The sequence below is a fragment of the Streptomyces varsoviensis genome, assembly GCF_000718635.1.
Lineage (GTDB): Bacteria > Actinomycetota > Actinomycetes > Streptomycetales > Streptomycetaceae > Streptomyces > Streptomyces varsoviensis.
Genome location: NZ_JOBF01000003.1, coordinates 139,299 through 154,130, shown reverse-complemented (window position 1 = coordinate 154,130; position 14,832 = coordinate 139,299). Strand labels below are relative to the sequence as shown.

The window sequence follows — 14,832 nt, the reverse complement described above, 5'->3', positions numbered from 1 at the left end:
GAGCGTTGTGATCCGGCTAACGCGGCGTCAGGGCGCGCTTGGCCGCGTTGATGACGCTATGGGCATCGGCCCCACAGACGGCCGACTCGCGCAAGGTGTGCCAGACCTTCGAGTACAAGGCGATGTTGTCGGCGTCGTCCAGCCACATCTCGGCGTGCCAGTCCTCAGCGACCACCACCCGGTCATCAAGGACCCAGAAGCCGTTGGCGGGAACGATCTTGACGGAGGACGCGAAGGGGACGACGCCCAGCTCGACCGTGTCCATGCCGATCATTCCGGTAAGGCGGTCGAGCTGGGCGGCCAGCACGGAGGGCGGGCAGATCAGCGAGCGCAATGCGGCTTCCCACAGCAGGACGTGCAGCTTGCGGCCGGGCCGGTACAGCCACTCCTGCCGCTGCACCCTGGAGCGCACGGCGGCGTCAATGTCACTGGGCCCGCCCAGCAACTCGGCGTACCGCCGGATGACGTGGTGGGCGTACTCGGGGGTCTGCAACAGCCCGGGGACCACCGACTCTTCCCAGAGCCACATCTCCGAAGTGCGGTCGATCTCCGCGCTCAGCCCCTCGTGCATCGGCTTGAAGCCGTTCGCCAGCGCCCTGTGCCAGGACCTGATGTGGGACTCGAACCCCGCCAGCCGGGCAGCCAGCTCGGCGTACACCTCGGGCTGCTCGGTCGCGTCAGCCCACGCTCTCAGGTCCTCGGGGGTAGCTGTCTGCCTACCGTTCTCCAGCTTGCTGACCTTGGAGCCCTGCCACCCGAGGCGCTGAGCGAGCTGCTGACCGGTGAGTCGACCACCAGGGCATGAGAAACGCAGCTCACGCAGCCGCGTGCCCAGGGCCGCCCTGGCTTGCTGGTAGTCGGTGCTCACCGGTCGGACGCGCTATCCGGCCGCAGCCACCTGCGCGGCGAACTCGTCCCGCGAGACCGCGTGGTGCATCGCCGCGTCACGGACCATGCAGTACCGGACGATTTCGGCCGGTTCGGTGATCAGTTCGATGTCCGTGATGTCGTCGGCGTCGTCGAAGTGCAGAACCGCGACGAGCCGCGAGTCGAAGATCCAGAAGTCTTCGGCGGGCAGCGCGGCGCGGTCGGCATCCTCGCGCCACAGGTAGCGGATGTCCTCGCCCACCGCTGCGTTGTGCCGGGCGTAGTCGAGCAGGAACAGTTGCTCGGTGGTGGGCGGGCTGTCCGCGACGCGCACCCGGCCGACCGTCTTACCCGCCTTGGTCTGGGCCTTGATGTTGACGAACCAGGGTTCATCGGGATCGCACGGCGAGGACCCGGTGGCCAGGAACGCCTGAAAGTCGGGGTCCTGGCGGTCCGAGGCGTAACCGTGTCGAGTCTCCAGCCTCCACGCGGTGTGCTTGAAGGTTCCGAACAGGCGGCGGAAGGTGGCGCGGTCCACGACTTCCGGCACGCGCTCCATCTCCTTCGGTCCCCAGTTCACGAGCAGTTCGCGGGGCACGGCCACCGCCGCCTCGCCGGGCCCGAAGTGCTGGAGCAGCGCGAGGTCTTCGGGATCGGTCACGGGCGTGCCCTGCACGATGACCTCGCCGGTGCGCTTGTCGGTGTGCAGGGCGGGGCAGCCATCGACCTTGCTGTCGGTGCCGGTGAAGCGGAGTTGACGGGCCATGAGCGCTCTCCGTTCCAAGGGGTGTGATCCAACAGCATGGCCGGGGCCCTGCCTCGGCGCCACGGGGTCAGGGTGGGCCAAGAAGAAAACACCAGCAATATTCGTGAGCGGCCGAGCAAATCCGAGAAAACAGCATACCGCTGGTCAACCCGCCCGTTCTAGCGTCCCGTTCATGGCGACCAACGAACAGCAGGACATCGACCCCTTCGCGGCGATGGAGTCTCTCAGGGTGGCACTGGCCGAGGCGGGGGTTGTTCTCCCCTCGCTCGCGGTTGATGTCGCGTCTCCGCGACTGCGGCTCGTGGACCTCGGGCGGGTGCGCGCCGACGTGGCCGTACGACTGGCCGACGCGCTCCGGAAGGGAGGACGGGAGTGAACGGCAGTGGGGTTGCCCCGGCACGGCGGCCGTTGCGTCACCGCCCGCACCCGGCTCGTACGGGCGGAGTGCTCGTGCCCGTAAGCCCGTAGGCTCCGCCCTGAAGCGGAGCCTACGGGCGGCCGTCAGGGAAGCTCCGCCGGCCCCTCCTCCCCCAGCGGGGTCTGGACCTGCACCGTCCCCCGGCGGGTGATGTGGAGGGCGCGGCCCACGGGGAGTTGTTGGGGTTTGATGTTGCCGAAGAGGTAGCCCTCGGAGGGCGGGCAGGACAGGAGGAGGCCGGGGGTGTTGACCTCCAGGAGGCGGCGCAGGAGGGCGTCGCTCATGGCGCGGGAAGCGCCGTTGGCGCTGCGGGCGACGATGAGGTGGAGGCCGAGTTCCACGCCCTGGGCGAGGTAGTCCAGCATCGGGCCGAAGTGGTTGGACATCGAGCTGCCGGCGACCATGTCGTAGTCGTCGATGACGAGGAACAGTTCGGGTCCGGTCCACCAGTCGCGGCGCTTGAGCTGCGCGGGGGAGATGTCCTGGCCGGGGAGGCGTTCGCGCATGGCGCGGGAGACGCCGTCCACGACCTGCTTGAGGATGTCGACGGAGACGGCGTAGCCGAGCCGGTGCGACTCGGGGACGCTCTCCAGCAGGTCGCGCCGGTAGTCGATGAGCATGACCTGCGCCTCGTCGGGGGTGTAGCGGTCGGCGACGGCGCGGCATATCGAGCGCAGCAGGTTGGTCTTGCCGGTCTCGGCGTCGCCGACGACGAGCAGGTGCGGGTGCTGGCCGAAGTCGTGCCACAGGACGTCGAGGTGGTCGCCTTCGAGGCCGAGGGGTACGCGCAGGTCGTCGCCGACGCGCTCGCTCTCGGGGAGGGCGCCGGCCTCCAGGATGGCGGGGAGCGTACGGACCTGGGGCGCGCACGGGCCGTCCCAGTTGCGGGCGACGCGTTCGACGGCCTCGGCGACGCCCGCGCCGAGGTCCGCGGCGTCGCCCTTGCCGTCGAGGCGCGGCAGGGCCGCGAGGAAGTGGTGCTGGGACTCGGTGAGGCCGCGGCCGGGGTTCTTCGGCACGGTGGCCGCCGCCCGCATATTGATCATGGAGTCCATGCTGTCGCCGAGCCGCAGCTCGAAGCGGGTGCCGAGCTGGTCGCGGAGGGCCGTGCCGATCTCCGCCCACCGGGTGGCGGCGACGACCAGGTGCACGCCGTAGTTCAGGCCGCGGGCGGCCATCGTGGTGAAGGTGGCCATGATGTCCATGAAGTCCTGGCGGACCGTGGTCCAGCCGTCGATGACCAGGAACACGTCCCCGTACGGCTCGTCGGGCAGCTCGCCCGCCGCCCGGCGGGCCCGCAGCGTGGCCATCGAGTCGATGCCCAGCTCCGCGAACTGCTGCTCGCGGCGGGCGATCAGGGCGTTGATCTCGGCCAGGGTGCGGTGCACCCGCTCCAGGTCGAGGCGGCCCGTGACGCCGCCGACGTGCGGCAGGTCGCGGAGGCCGCCGAGCGTGCCGCCGCCGAAGTCGAGGCAGTAGAACTGCACCTCGCGCGGGGTGTGGGTGAGCGCGAGCCCGAGGATGAGGCTGCGCAGCAGGGTGGACTTGCCGCTCTGCGGGCCGCCCGCGACGCCGATGTGGCCGCCCGCGCCCGACAGGTCGGCGATCAGCGGTTCGCGGGTCTGCTCGAAGGGCCGGTCCACGATGCCCACCGGCACCGTCAGCGTGGCGTGGGTACTGGCGTCGGCGGGGGTGAGGCCCCGCCGGGGATCGGCGTGCAGCGGCGGCAGCAGCTCGTCCACGCAGGGCGGTACGTCCAGCGGCGGCAGCCACACGGTGTGCGCGGGCGGGCCCGAGCCCTGGAGCCGGGAGACGGCGACCGTCAGCAGGCTCTCGTCGGTCTCCTCCTCCGCGGGGTCGTCCGCGAGGGCGACCAGGCGCGGCGCGACCCAGTCCGTGCGGTACGGCACCACCTGGTCGGCGACGACGGACTGGCCGACGCGGCGCGCGCCGCGGTAGGCCCCGGAGACGTACGCGGCCTTGAACCGCACCAGCGCGCCGGTGTCCTTCTTGAGGATGGCGCTGCCGGGCACCGACGGGAGCTGGTAGGCGTCGGGCACGCCGAGCACGCCGCGGCTCTCCATCGCGGAGAACGTGCGCAGCGCGATCCGGTACGACAGGTGCGACTCCAGTTGGTGCATCCGGCCCTCGTCCAGCCGCTGCGAGGCGAGCAGCAGGTGCACGCCGAGGCTGCGGCCGAGCCGGCCGACCATCACGAACAGGTCCATGAAGTCGCGGTGCGCGGACAGCAGCTCGCTGAACTCGTCGACCACGACGAAGAGGGTGGGCAGCGGCACGAGGTCCGCGCCGCCCGCGCGGGCCGTCTCGTACTCCAGCGCCGACGTGTAGTTGCCGGCGCTGCGCAGCAGTTCCTGGCGGCGCATCAGCTCGCCGTGCAGGGCGTCCTTCATGCGGTCGACCAGCGCGGACTCGTCCGCGAGGTTGGTGATGACCGCGGAGGTGTGCGGCAGGCCGTCGAGCCCGAGGAAGGTCGCGCCGCCCTTGAAGTCGACGAGGATCAGGTTGAGTTTCTCGGAGGAGTGCGTCAGGGCGAGCGCCAGCACCAGCGTGCGCAGCAGTTCCGACTTGCCGGAGCCGGTCGCGCCGATGAGCATGCCGTGCGGGCCCATGCCGCCCTGCGCGGACTCCTTGATGTCCAGTTCGACCGGGTTTCCGTCGCCGGAGACGCCGAGCGGCACCCGCAGCCGCGCGCTGTCGCTCCGGCTCGCGTGCACCCGCGCCACGTCCATGCCGCGCAGATCGGCCACGCCCAGGAGGCTGGTGAGCTGCACGTCGCTGGTCAGCGCCTCGCCGGTGTCGACGGTGACGCCCATCCGGTACGGGGACAGCAGCCGGGCCAGCGCGCGGGAGCGCGCCGGGCCGAGCGCGTCGGGCCTGCCGAGCGGCGTCGTGGCCTCCTTGCCGGACCGTTCGGTACGCACCATCTCCAGCCGGTCGGCGGCGATCCGCAGCCGCAGCGAGTGCCGGCCCGGCCGCCAGGCGAGAGCCTGGCCCACGTCCAGGGAGACCGCGTTGCGGTAGCCCTCGCCCGCCAGCCGGGCGTCGCCGGGCACGCCGGGGTGGTCCAGGACGATGACGTAGTACGGCTCCTCGGGGCTCGGCGCGGCGTCCGGGTCGAACGGCGGCCGGCCGGCGAACTCCTCGCCGAGCAACTGCTCCAGCCCGGCCACCGAGTCCGTGACCAGCCGCACCGCGCCCGCGCCGTCGGTGTCCAGCGGGTGTTGAGCGTGCGGCAGCCACTTCGTCCACTCCCACGCGGCCCGCCGCTCCGGCTCCGCGACGACCACGATCCGCAGATCCTGCGGGGCGTGCAGGACGCTCAACTGCCCGAGCACGGCCCGCACCATGGCGCGAGCCGCCTCCTCGTCGCCGTGCACCAGCACCCGCGCGTACGTCCGCAGGTACAGCGCCACGGGCTGGTCGGGCACCGTGCCGTACGCGCGGATGAACCGGCGCAGCGCGTGCGCGCACAGCGGCTCCAGGTCCTCCACCGGCTTGGTGCTCAGCGGCGTCAGCTTCATGCCGAGCTGCTGCTCGCCGACGGCGATGCGGATCTCGCCGAAGTCCTCGTGGGTGGCGCGGCGCTCCCACAGCCGCCCGGTGCGCACCAGGCTCCACAGCGCCGCGGGCTCGGGGTGGCGCCAGGCCTGGGCGCGCTGCTGCTGGTGGATCAGTTTGCGGATGCGCCGCCGGCTGATCGACAAGTAGCGGAGGTAGTCGCGGCGTTCGCCGCGCAGCTTGCGTTTGCGGTCGCCGGAGCTGCGGATGATCTGCGAGACGAGCATGCCCACGGCGGACACGGCCATCAGGCCGATCGCCACGTACACCAGCGGGCCGCCGCCCTCCCCGGGTTTCAGGAAGATGATCACCATGCCGAGTGAACTCAGCGCCATCGGCATATAGGTGACCATGTTGCCCATGGCGCTCTGCGTCTCGGGCAGCGAAGGCGGCTCTTGAAGACTCAGCTCGCCTTCCGGCATCTCCGGGCCGAGTCGCCGGGGAGGCCGTCTGAAGAGGACCACGGTCAAAAGGATTCGCCTTCCTGCGGGAAACGCGACTGCGCGGGACCGGCCCTCGCCGGGGAATCCGGCAATTCCGGTGTAAAGAGCGCGGACATGAAAGGAGTTCATGTCCTCGTGGCGACCTAAGGGATCACCCGTACCGACCTCACGATAATGTGATCACCGAGATCGCGTCGACCGCCCCTCCCGGAAGGGTTGAGCCACGCTTGAGTGACAATTCCACCGCATCTCTGTGTCGTCTGACTATCCAGGCACCGGAAAGAACCGTCGAACTCGCCGTCCCCTCGGACATCGCGCTCGCCGACCTGCTGCCCACGATCGTCGATCACGCGGGATCAGATCTGCACGAGCGCGGCGCCGAGGCCGGCGGCTGGGTCCTGCAACGCCTCGGCGAAGCACCCCTGGACGAGGAGCGGACCCCGAACGCGCTCGGCCTCCACGACGGCGAGACCCTGCACCTGCGGGCCCGCAACGAATCGCTGCCGCAGATCCACTTCGACGACCTCATCGAGGGGCTCTCCAGCGGCCTGCGCGCCCGCCGCGACTCCTGGCGGCCCCAGTGGTCGCGGTACCTGATGATCGGCCTGACGCTGACCGCGCTCGGCGCCGGACTCCTCCTGCTGACCCTGCCCGGACCGGCCCCCACGCGCGCCGGCTGCGCCGCCGCCGTCGCCGTGCTGCTGCTGGCCGGCGCCGGTTCCGCGTCCCGCGCCGTCGGCGACGCCGGGGCGGGCGGCGCGCTCGGCGCCGCCGCCGTGCCCTACCTCGTCCTGGCCGGCGCCCTGGTGCCCCAGCACACCGGCGACGCCGCCGAGACGGGCGCCCGGCTGCTGGCCGGCTGCGCCGCGGGCGCGGGCTGCGCGGTGCTCGCCGTCGCGGCCGTCGGCGCCTGCGCCCCGCTGTTCCTCGGCATCGCCGTCACGGCCGTACTCGGCGCGATCGGCGGCGCCGTCATGCTCTACGGCGTGCCGCTCGACGAGACCGCCGCGCCGCTCGCGCTCCTCGTCGTCATCCTCGGCGCCTTCCTGCCCTCCCTCGCCTTCCGCCTCTCCGGCCTGCGGCTGCCGCTGCTCCCCACCAACGCCGAACAGCTCCAGGAGGGCATCGACCCGGTCCCCGGCCAGGAGGTCGGCGCGCGCGGCGCGATCGCCGACGGCTACCTCACCGCCCTGTGCGCCGCCACGGGCGCCACGGCCGCCGCCTGCGTCACCGCGCTCTCCGTCGGCCAGGACACCTGGCCGCCGCTGACCGTCGCCGCCGTCCTCAGCGTCCTGCTGCTGGTCCACGCCCGCTCCCTGGGCGGCGCCTGGCAGCGGCTGTCCGCCGTCCTGCCCGGCGCGTACGGACTCACCCTGCTGACCGTGCTGTTCGCGCTGCGCCTCGCGCCCTCGCAGCGGCCCCTGCTGCTCGCCGGGACCGTCGTACTGGCCGCCGCGCTGGCCATCGCGGGCTGGACGTTCCCGGGCCGCCGGCTGGTGCCCTACTGGGGCCGCGCCGTCGACCTGCTGCACACCCTCCTCGCCATCGCCCTCGTCCCGCTCGCGCTGCTCGCCGCCGGGCTCTACCACTACCTGCGCGGCGTGGGCGGCTGACCCGCTCGCTCCGGGAGGGCGGCGCCGCGTCCCGGCGCGCCCCCGGCGAAGCACCCCTGCCCGGCGGAAAAGCCTGAAAGCCCGACAGAACAGCCCGAAAGCCCGACAGAAAAGCCTCAGAGCCCGACAGAAAAGCCTGAAAGAGAGGCGGTGCCATGCAGTCCAGGCGGGACCAGGTACAGGCCCACATGTTCGTGATGGGCCGCCTGTCCACGGGCCTGTTCCGCGACGACCCCGACGCGGCCGACCCGCCGCACCGGCGCACCACCAAGGGCGTCGTCATCGGGCTGGTGATCGGCGCGCTCGTGGCGCTGGTCGTCACCGTCTACGGCGTGATCGTCCCCGGCGGCGCGGACGGCTGGAAGAAGCCCGGCACGCTCGTCGTCGACGAGGACACCGGGGCGCGCTACATATCCCTCGACAGCGTCCTGCACCCCGTGCTCAACCAGACCTCCGCCAAACTCCTGGCGGGGGACCGGATGCGGCTGGAGACCCTGTCGTCCGCCTCCATCGCGAAGGCGCCGCGCGGCTCCACCGTCGGCATCGTCGGCGCCCCCGACGCGCTCCCCGGCCCGGGCGCGCTCACCCGCGACCCCTGGTCGGCCTGCGCGGTCCTGCCGCCCCGCAAGGGGAGCGACCCGGTCCCCGACGCGGCGAGCAGCCGGCTCGTGCTGGGCGTCGGACTGCCCGTCCAGGGCCGCCCCGTCACCTCGGACCGGGCCACGCTCGTACGCGCCGCCACGGGCCACGACACCTACCTCCTGTGGCACGGCACGCGGATGCGCCTGAACACCGATCACGCGGCGGCCCAGGCGCTCGGCTACGGCGACACGGCCGCGTACCCCGTACCGGACGGCTTCTTGAACGCGCTGCCCGCCGGGCCCGACATCGCCTCGCCCGACGTGCCGGACCTCGGTGCCAAGGGCCCCGAGCTGGCCGGGCGGCCGACCAAGGTGGGACAGCTCTTCGGCGCCGCCGACGGCCGGCGCTTCCTGCTCCGCAAGGAGGGCCTGACCCCGGTCACCGGCCTGGAGTTCGCCCTCCTCAAGGGCGACCCGCGCACCCAGCACACGGCCTACGACGGCGGCGCCGTGGACGTACGGCAGGTGGGCCCGGACGACCTGGAGCGGCACCGGGCCCCCGCCGCCCCGCCGCTGGTCGGCGGCGCGGGCGGCGGCGTACCCGGCAGCCCGCCAAAGGCCATGCCGGTCAAGCTGGGCGAGGCGGTGTGCGCGGTGACGGAGAGCGGTGACCGGGCCCCGTCCGTCTCCGTGGTGCTGCCCCAGGCGTCCGCCATCGACGGCCACCCGCCGTCCCGCGAGCCGGGCCTGACGGCCGATTCGCGGACCGCGGACGGGGTGGCCGTGCGGCCGGGCAAGGGCGCCCTGGCGGTCTCGCTCTCCTCCTCGGGCGCGGGCGGCACGTACTACCTGGTGACCGAGTCGGGCGCCAAGTACCCGCTGGTGGGCGCGGACGGGCCCCAGCAGCTCGGCTACAACCCCGCCAGGGCCGTACGGATGCCCTCCGCGCTCCTGGGGATGCTGGCCACCGGCCCGACCCTCGACGCCAAGGCGCTCCAGTCGCGCGGGCTCGTACAGCCCCCGTCGGGGCCCAAGGGGCGGGCGGCATCCGGGAGTTGAGCCTCCGCTGAGCTTGAGACCTTCGCAGGCTGGCTATTACCGCAGGTCAGCAAGGTAAAACAAGATTCTTACGGAAGCTTGAGCCCCTGGACACCAGTAGTTCCGATGTTCGTACTAGTGTGATCGACAATCGGGTGGCCGGACTCGGCCATTCCGGTTATCTCTCGCAGTCTTCAACCTCTCCAACCTCTCTCGGTCCTCCCTCGTCAAGGAGCACAGTCATGGGTGAGCCCCACCTCGACAGCAACCAGGCAGGCTTGCTGTCCAAGGACGACAGCGCGATGCAGCAGACGCTGAACGCGCTCAAAGAGCACCTCAACGAGATGGCCAACGCCGGTACGACCGTCCAGGGCATCAAGCAGGAGGTGGCGCAGGTCTACCAGGCCAGGTCCAGCCAGAGCCACTGCGCCGCCATCGACGACTGGCTGGCCATCCACGCCCGCATCACGCAGGCCACGGAGAACTTCCACGAGGGCACCCACCTCACCAACCTCGCCATGAACGACGCCGAGGACGAGTCCGACAGCTACGCCGCCAACCTGATGGCCAAGCTCGGGGGCGGCGGGCGCTGACCCGCCGGCCGGTTCGCCACCCGGCCGCCGCTCTTCTCGTCCTTCCGCTTCCTTGATCCCTCACTAGTCAGGAGACCCTTGTGTCCGTACACATCCAGAAGGCGGGCCTGGAGAACGCCGTCACCCGGATGCAGCGCGCCCACTCCGAGATGGTCGACGCCGTGAACTGGCTGGAGCAGAACTTCAGCACGCTGCGCGAGACCCTCAACGGTGAGGCCCGCACCCAGTGGGACGCGTTCCACGTCGAGCTGAAGCAGGCCAAGGACAAGCTGGACCAGGACTACCTGCAGGCGATGGTCGTCCTCCAGCAGATGTACGACCGGCAGATGCAGGGCGACCGCCAGGGCGCCAAGGCCATCGCCTCCCTCCACTGACCTCCGGGCATGAGGATCAGGAGGTACGAGCATGGGTAAGGACCATTCCGGCTCGCACGGCGGCGGTACGTACAAGGTCACCGACGGCGTCCTCAAGGACTACGCGAACCAGAAGATTCCCCAGTTCGAGCAGGGGCTGAGCGCGAACCCCGAGTACGCGAAGCTGGGCGACTACGCCCCGACCGGCGGCGGTACGCACCTGGCGCTCGGCAGCCCCGACCAGTTCCTGGCGGCCAAGAACCTCCAGACGCGGTTCGGCACCTTCGCCTCGGACCTGCACGCGCGGCTGGAGAGCGCGGTCCAGCTCATGGGGAAGTTCTCCGAGCAGTTGAACCACGTCGACCTGGTGCTCGACGACGCGGAGAAGGACGCCGAGAACATCTCGGCGAGCGAGCTGGCCGACGACCTGGCGGCCATCCTCCGGGGCGGCGGCACGGGCGGCACGGTCTAGGGGTCCGACCGCCGGACGCCCTGGCGGTCCGGCGGCCGGCCGGTGGTCATTGCAGGAAAGACGAGAGGAACCGAGAGGAACGCCGTGGCCGACCCGATCAACTGGGACCAGCGGGTCGGCGTGTTCGCCGACACCGGAACCCCGCCGCTGGACCGCAACAAGGTGGCCGGCCCGGGGTCCGAGAAGTGGATCGCCAACTACGAGACCGGCAGGACCATCGCGTACGGCGCCGACATGCACATGGACGTCTGGTGGTCGTACAACTACACCTACAGCGGCAGCGGTGGCAGCGGCGGGTACGGCGTCGGGCTCAACTACGACTGGTCGAAGTTCGGCAACGACGCCGGCGCGCTCATCGACTACACCGGCGGCGCGGACAAGATCCTGACGTCGGTGCTCAGCGGCGGCAACAAGGTCGCCAACCCGCAGACCCTGGGGCAGGCCGCCGACACGGTGGACTCGATCAAGCAGTGGATCGACGGCTGGGAGGCCCAGTTCGGCCAGTGGGCCGGGACGATCGGCGGGAGCGACAGCGATCTCCAGGGCGAGGCGGCGGGGCTCTTCAAGGTGACCCTCGAAGCGGTCCAGCGGTCCCTGAAGGACACCAAGGACTACATCGAGCGTGGCAACATGCCGGCCAAACTCCACGAGGCCGACACCAACATGCGCACGGCGATCGCTTCCTTGCACAACGTCTTCTACGACTGGATGAACGACCGGTTGTCCATGCCCATCAACTGGTTGCACGATGTTTTCTTCGAGGGCATGAATTCGATATCGGGGCTGCCCACCAGCATCCCGACCAACCAGACCGTCGCACAAGCCATCGGCGGGGCGCTCCAGACCAAATTCGGGAAACCCAGTGAGGCCGGGTTCTGGGAGAACATCGAAGCCGAGGCGAAACAACGCTGGTTGAACCATTTGGTGACGGGGCTCGACAACCCCTCCAAAGCCCCCATGGACACCTTGTCGGCGAACTACTACACCGCCGCGCAATCGATTCCCGGCAATGTCAACAAGGTCTTCAGCCTCCAACTCCCCAAGAACGCCGCCCAGACGTACCTGACCCCGAAGGGGGCCGGCGGCGGAGGCAATGGTCAAGGCGGCCTCGGCGGTGGCTTGGGCGGTGGCCTGGGCGGGGGCGACGGCAAGGGCGGCGGCCTCGGCGAAGGGGGCCTCGGCGAAGGGGGGCTCGACGGCGGCAAGGGCGGTGACGGCGAGGGCAACGGCCTGGGCCCGAACGGCCTCGGCGACCTCAACGGCGGCAAGGGCACGGGCGGCGAGGGCGGCGACGGCGGGCTCGGCGACGGCAAGAACGCCGGGCCGGACGGCAAGTCCCTGCTCATGAACGGCAACATCGGAGGCGGCGGCAGCCTGGGCAACCAGAACGGCCTCGACCTCCTGAACAAGAACAAGAGCGGCGGCAGCGGAACGGGCCTGAACGGGAGCATCGGCGGGAACGGGGCCGGGACCGGCACGGGGGGACTCGGCAACACCGTCCTCGGGCCGGACCACAAGCCGCTGCGCAACGCCGACGGCAGCCTCGTCACCGTGCCGCCCAACGCGAAGATCGACCCGAAGACCGGCGCGGTCACCGACGCCAACAACAAGCCCATCCTCGGCGCCGACAAGAAGCCGCTGACCGTGCCCAAGGGCTCCACGCTCGGCCCCGCCAACACCGGCACCGGCGGGACCGGCCCCGGCACCGGCAACAAGAACGGCCCCAGCGAGGCCGAGCAGCAATTGCGCCGCCTCCAGAGCTCGGTCAACACCAGCTCCGGCGGGCTCGGCGGCAGCCACGCGGTCGGCGTCGACGAGCACGGCAACCTCGTGCTCCCCAAGGGCGCCAAGGTCGACGCGCAGGGCAACCTCATCGGCGCCGACGGCAAGCCGCTGACCAACGGCCTCGGCGGCAGGCTCAGCGTGCCCCCGAACTCGAAGATCAACGCCGACGGCACCATCACCGACCCGCGCGGCCGCCCGATCACCGAGGGCAGCAGCAGCCTCAAGACCCGCACCCCCACGACCAGTGAGGAGACGTGGACGCCGCCGCGCCGGCCCCTCACCTCCTCCAGCACCGGGGAGGGCGGGCTCACAGCGCCCAAGGGGATGGGCAGCGGGCTGCGCAGGATGGTCGACAGCAACGGCAACCCGGTCGGCGAGAGCAGCATCGCGACCGGCATCAGCCGCCGCGCCCGCGCCGCGATGGGCGAGGCGGGCGCCGAGAGCGCCCAGCAGATCCGGGCGGCCCAGGCGGCCGCCGCCGAGAGCCGCGCGCTGGGCCGCGCGGGCGCGGGCGGCGGCTCCGGCACCCCGTTCATGCCGCCGATGGGCGGCGGCGCGGGCGCCGGCGGCCAGGGCGCGGGCGCCGACCGGCAGCGCAATGTCTGGCTGTCGGAGGACGAGGAAGTGTGGGGCACCGACCCCGACACCGCGCCCGGGGTGATCGGCCGATGAGCGCGAGCGGAGCGGGTACGGGCTCGGGTACGGGCGTGAGTACGGCTACGGGCGTGAGTACGGGCTCGGGTACGGGCGTCCGTACGGGTACGGACGCCCGTACGGCCCCTGGTACCGGCGCGGGCGGGGCGGCGGGGTCCGGCACGCCGCCCGCCATGCCGCCCGCCCCCGAGGACATCCGGGAGGCGGCCCGTACCGCGCCCGACCACTGGTTCGCCATGACCGACCCGGCGTGGACGGGAGAGGGGGCGCCGCCCTCCTGGGCCGTCATCGGCCAGTGGCGCTCCGACGCGCGCGGCGACCTCGTCGGCTGGCAGGACAACCCCGACTACCGGCCGTCCCCGGGCATGCTGGGCTGGCCGGAGCCCACCGACGACGTGGACGCGGCGATCCAGTCGGCGGCGACCGGCTACGGACCGCCCGAGGCCGTCGCCCGTGCGGCGGCCACCGCGGAACTCGCCGTGTTCACCGCGCCGGGCGGCGGGCCGGTCGTGGCCTGCGCCCCGGACGGCGGCCCGGTCGTGCCGGCCTACACCGGCCCCGCCCAACTGGAGCGGGCCGGCGCCCTCGCCCACCGGGTGCTGCCCGCGGACCAGCTCTTCGCCATGATCCCCGACGGCTGCGACCTCTACCTGAACCCCACCGGCCCGGCCCCGATGCGGCTGACCGCGGCGGACTTCGAGGAGGTCGTCGCAGGGGCCGGAGGGGAGGCGGGAGAGGAGACCGTCGAGGCACTGGCCCCCGGCCCGCCGGGAGTCGGTGCGCCGGGAGACGGTGCGCCGGCGGACGACCGCGATCAGGAGAGGGACGCACGCTGATGACGTCATTGCAGGAGCAGCTCCAGTCGGCGATGGCCGAGCTGGCGGAGCACACCGAACGCATCCAGGAGGTCCAGAAGGAACTCGGCCGCGCCCGCGCCTCGGCCACCTCCAAGGACCGGATGGTCACCGCCACCGTCAGCGCGCACGGCGAGATCACCGACCTGAAGTTCCACACCGAGGACTACCGGGACATGCCCTCCGCGCAGCTCGCCGCCGTCCTGATGGCCACCGTCAACGAGGCCCGCGCCGCGATGAGCGCGCAGGTCGGCGGGAAGGTGCGGCCCCTGATGCGGCAGCAGGACAGCCTCGCCGACGGCATGTTCGGCGGCAGCTCCGTGGAGGACCTGCTCGCGCCGCTGCGCGCCATGCGGCCGCGGGGGCTGGCGGACACGGTGCTCGGCGACGGAGGCAGGCCGCCGAAGCCGGCCCGTACGTACGAGGACGAGGAAGAGTTCGATGGCTGAGGGCACCGGCGGCAGCGGACACGGCAACGGCAACATGTTCGTCCCGAGCGATCTCCAGCGGCGGTTCACGCAGATCGACGAGATCGCCCGGATCACCGACGAGCTCAAGACCCTCACCGGGCGCATCAACGAGCAGAACAAGACGGCGGGCGGCAAGGACGACCAGTACGCCAAGGCGTACCACAAGTACACCGACGAGCACGGCAAGGGCCTGGAGAACGGGCTCAAGTCCCTCGCCGAACTCTTCGAACTGCTGGGCATCAACGGCCGGAGCGCCGCGCGCACGCTCGACGAGGCCGAGCACGAGTCCGACCAGTTGGCCCACAAGCTCACCGGGTCCTGAGACCCCGGGCACACGGGTTCCTGG

General features: G+C 71.7%; 13 protein-coding genes. 10 read left to right on the top strand and 3 right to left on the bottom strand.

Annotated features, from left to right (window positions below):
* Nucleotides 1-16 precede the first annotated feature (16 nt).
* Both IF55_RS05285 and IF55_RS05280 read right to left on the bottom strand, forming a co-directional pair.
* Complete coding sequence (locus tag IF55_RS05285; RefSeq protein WP_030876014.1) at nt 17-868, bottom strand: helix-turn-helix domain-containing protein; 852 nt, start codon at nt 866-868, stop codon at nt 17-19.
* Nucleotides 869-880: 12 nt separating this feature from the next.
* Nucleotides 881-1,633 carry a DUF6879 family protein gene (locus IF55_RS05280; protein WP_030876010.1) on the bottom strand — a complete coding sequence of 251 codons (753 nt, stop codon included), beginning with the start codon at nt 1,631-1,633 and terminating at the stop codon, nt 881-883.
* Nucleotides 1,634-1,805: 172 nt separating this feature from the next.
* On the opposite strand from IF55_RS05280, the gene IF55_RS05275 reads away from it, so the two are divergent.
* On the top strand, nt 1,806-2,009 hold the full coding sequence (locus tag IF55_RS05275; protein WP_030876006.1) for a hypothetical protein: 204 nt from the start codon (nt 1,806-1,808) through the stop codon (nt 2,007-2,009).
* A gap of 125 nt (nt 2,010-2,134) precedes the next feature.
* Here IF55_RS05275 and IF55_RS05270 read toward each other — a convergent pair whose 3' ends face one another.
* Nucleotides 2,135-6,052 carry a type VII secretion protein EccC gene (locus IF55_RS05270; RefSeq protein ID WP_030876003.1) on the bottom strand — a complete coding sequence of 1,306 codons (3,918 nt, stop codon included), beginning with the start codon at nt 6,050-6,052 and terminating at the stop codon, nt 2,135-2,137.
* A gap of 248 nt (nt 6,053-6,300) precedes the next feature.
* Between IF55_RS05270 and eccD the strand changes: the two genes are divergently transcribed.
* The 9 genes from eccD (at nt 6,301) to IF55_RS05225 (ending at nt 14,808) form a co-directional block, all read left to right on the top strand.
* Entirely contained in the window at nt 6,301-7,686 is a 1,386-nt protein-coding gene (gene eccD / locus IF55_RS05265) for a type VII secretion integral membrane protein EccD (protein WP_030876000.1), read from the top strand.
* Nucleotides 7,687-7,841: 155 nt separating this feature from the next.
* Complete coding sequence (gene eccB, locus IF55_RS05260) at nt 7,842-9,326, top strand: type VII secretion protein EccB (protein WP_037962765.1); 1,485 nt, start codon at nt 7,842-7,844, stop codon at nt 9,324-9,326.
* 221 nt (nt 9,327-9,547) lie between these two features.
* Complete coding sequence (locus tag IF55_RS05255; protein WP_030875995.1) at nt 9,548-9,898, top strand: hypothetical protein; 351 nt, start codon at nt 9,548-9,550, stop codon at nt 9,896-9,898.
* Nucleotides 9,899-9,978: 80 nt separating this feature from the next.
* Nucleotides 9,979-10,272 carry a hypothetical protein gene (locus tag IF55_RS39195; RefSeq protein ID WP_030875994.1) on the top strand — a complete coding sequence of 98 codons (294 nt, stop codon included), beginning with the start codon at nt 9,979-9,981 and terminating at the stop codon, nt 10,270-10,272.
* 31 nt (nt 10,273-10,303) lie between these two features.
* Complete coding sequence (locus tag IF55_RS05245) at nt 10,304-10,723, top strand: hypothetical protein (RefSeq protein ID WP_030875992.1); 420 nt, start codon at nt 10,304-10,306, stop codon at nt 10,721-10,723.
* 84 nt (nt 10,724-10,807) lie between these two features.
* Nucleotides 10,808-13,180, top strand: coding sequence for a hypothetical protein (locus IF55_RS39190; RefSeq protein ID WP_030875991.1), 2,373 nt, complete (start codon nt 10,808-10,810; stop codon nt 13,178-13,180).
* Nucleotides 13,177-13,998 (top strand): type VII secretion system-associated protein, encoded by an 822-nt coding sequence (locus tag IF55_RS05235; protein WP_106980314.1) that lies wholly within the window; start codon nt 13,177-13,179, stop codon nt 13,996-13,998. The genes IF55_RS39190 and IF55_RS05235 overlap by 4 nt, the downstream gene beginning before the upstream one ends.
* Nucleotides 13,998-14,465: a YbaB/EbfC family nucleoid-associated protein gene (locus IF55_RS05230; RefSeq protein ID WP_037962763.1), complete on the top strand. Its 468-nt coding sequence runs from the start codon at nt 13,998-14,000 to the stop codon at nt 14,463-14,465. The genes IF55_RS05235 and IF55_RS05230 overlap by 1 nt, the downstream gene beginning before the upstream one ends.
* Nucleotides 14,458-14,808: a hypothetical protein gene (locus tag IF55_RS05225; protein WP_030875988.1), complete on the top strand. Its 351-nt coding sequence runs from the start codon at nt 14,458-14,460 to the stop codon at nt 14,806-14,808. Before IF55_RS05230 ends, IF55_RS05225 begins: the two co-directional genes overlap by 8 nt.
* Nucleotides 14,809-14,832 lie beyond the last annotated feature (24 nt).

Excerpts from the sequence above, each read along its gene's own strand:
- IF55_RS05275 (WP_030876006.1), top strand. The coding sequence starts at position 1,806 with ATGGCGACCAACGAACAGCAGGACATCGACCCCTTCGCGGCGATGGAG.
- IF55_RS05225 (WP_030875988.1), top strand. The coding sequence starts at position 14,458 with ATGGCTGAGGGCACCGGCGGCAGCGGACACGGCAACGGCAACATGTTC.
- IF55_RS05235 (WP_106980314.1), top strand. The coding sequence starts at position 13,177 with ATGAGCGCGAGCGGAGCGGGTACGGGCTCGGGTACGGGCGTGAGTACG.
- eccB (WP_037962765.1), top strand. The coding sequence starts at position 7,842 with ATGCAGTCCAGGCGGGACCAGGTACAGGCCCACATGTTCGTGATGGGC.
- IF55_RS05280 (WP_030876010.1), bottom strand. The coding sequence starts at position 1,633 with ATGGCCCGTCAACTCCGCTTCACCGGCACCGACAGCAAGGTCGATGGC.
- IF55_RS05255 (WP_030875995.1), top strand. The coding sequence starts at position 9,548 with ATGGGTGAGCCCCACCTCGACAGCAACCAGGCAGGCTTGCTGTCCAAG.
- IF55_RS05245 (WP_030875992.1), top strand. The coding sequence starts at position 10,304 with ATGGGTAAGGACCATTCCGGCTCGCACGGCGGCGGTACGTACAAGGTC.
- IF55_RS05270 (WP_030876003.1), bottom strand. The coding sequence starts at position 6,052 with ATGCCGGAAGGCGAGCTGAGTCTTCAAGAGCCGCCTTCGCTGCCCGAG.
- IF55_RS05230 (WP_037962763.1), top strand. The coding sequence starts at position 13,998 with ATGACGTCATTGCAGGAGCAGCTCCAGTCGGCGATGGCCGAGCTGGCG.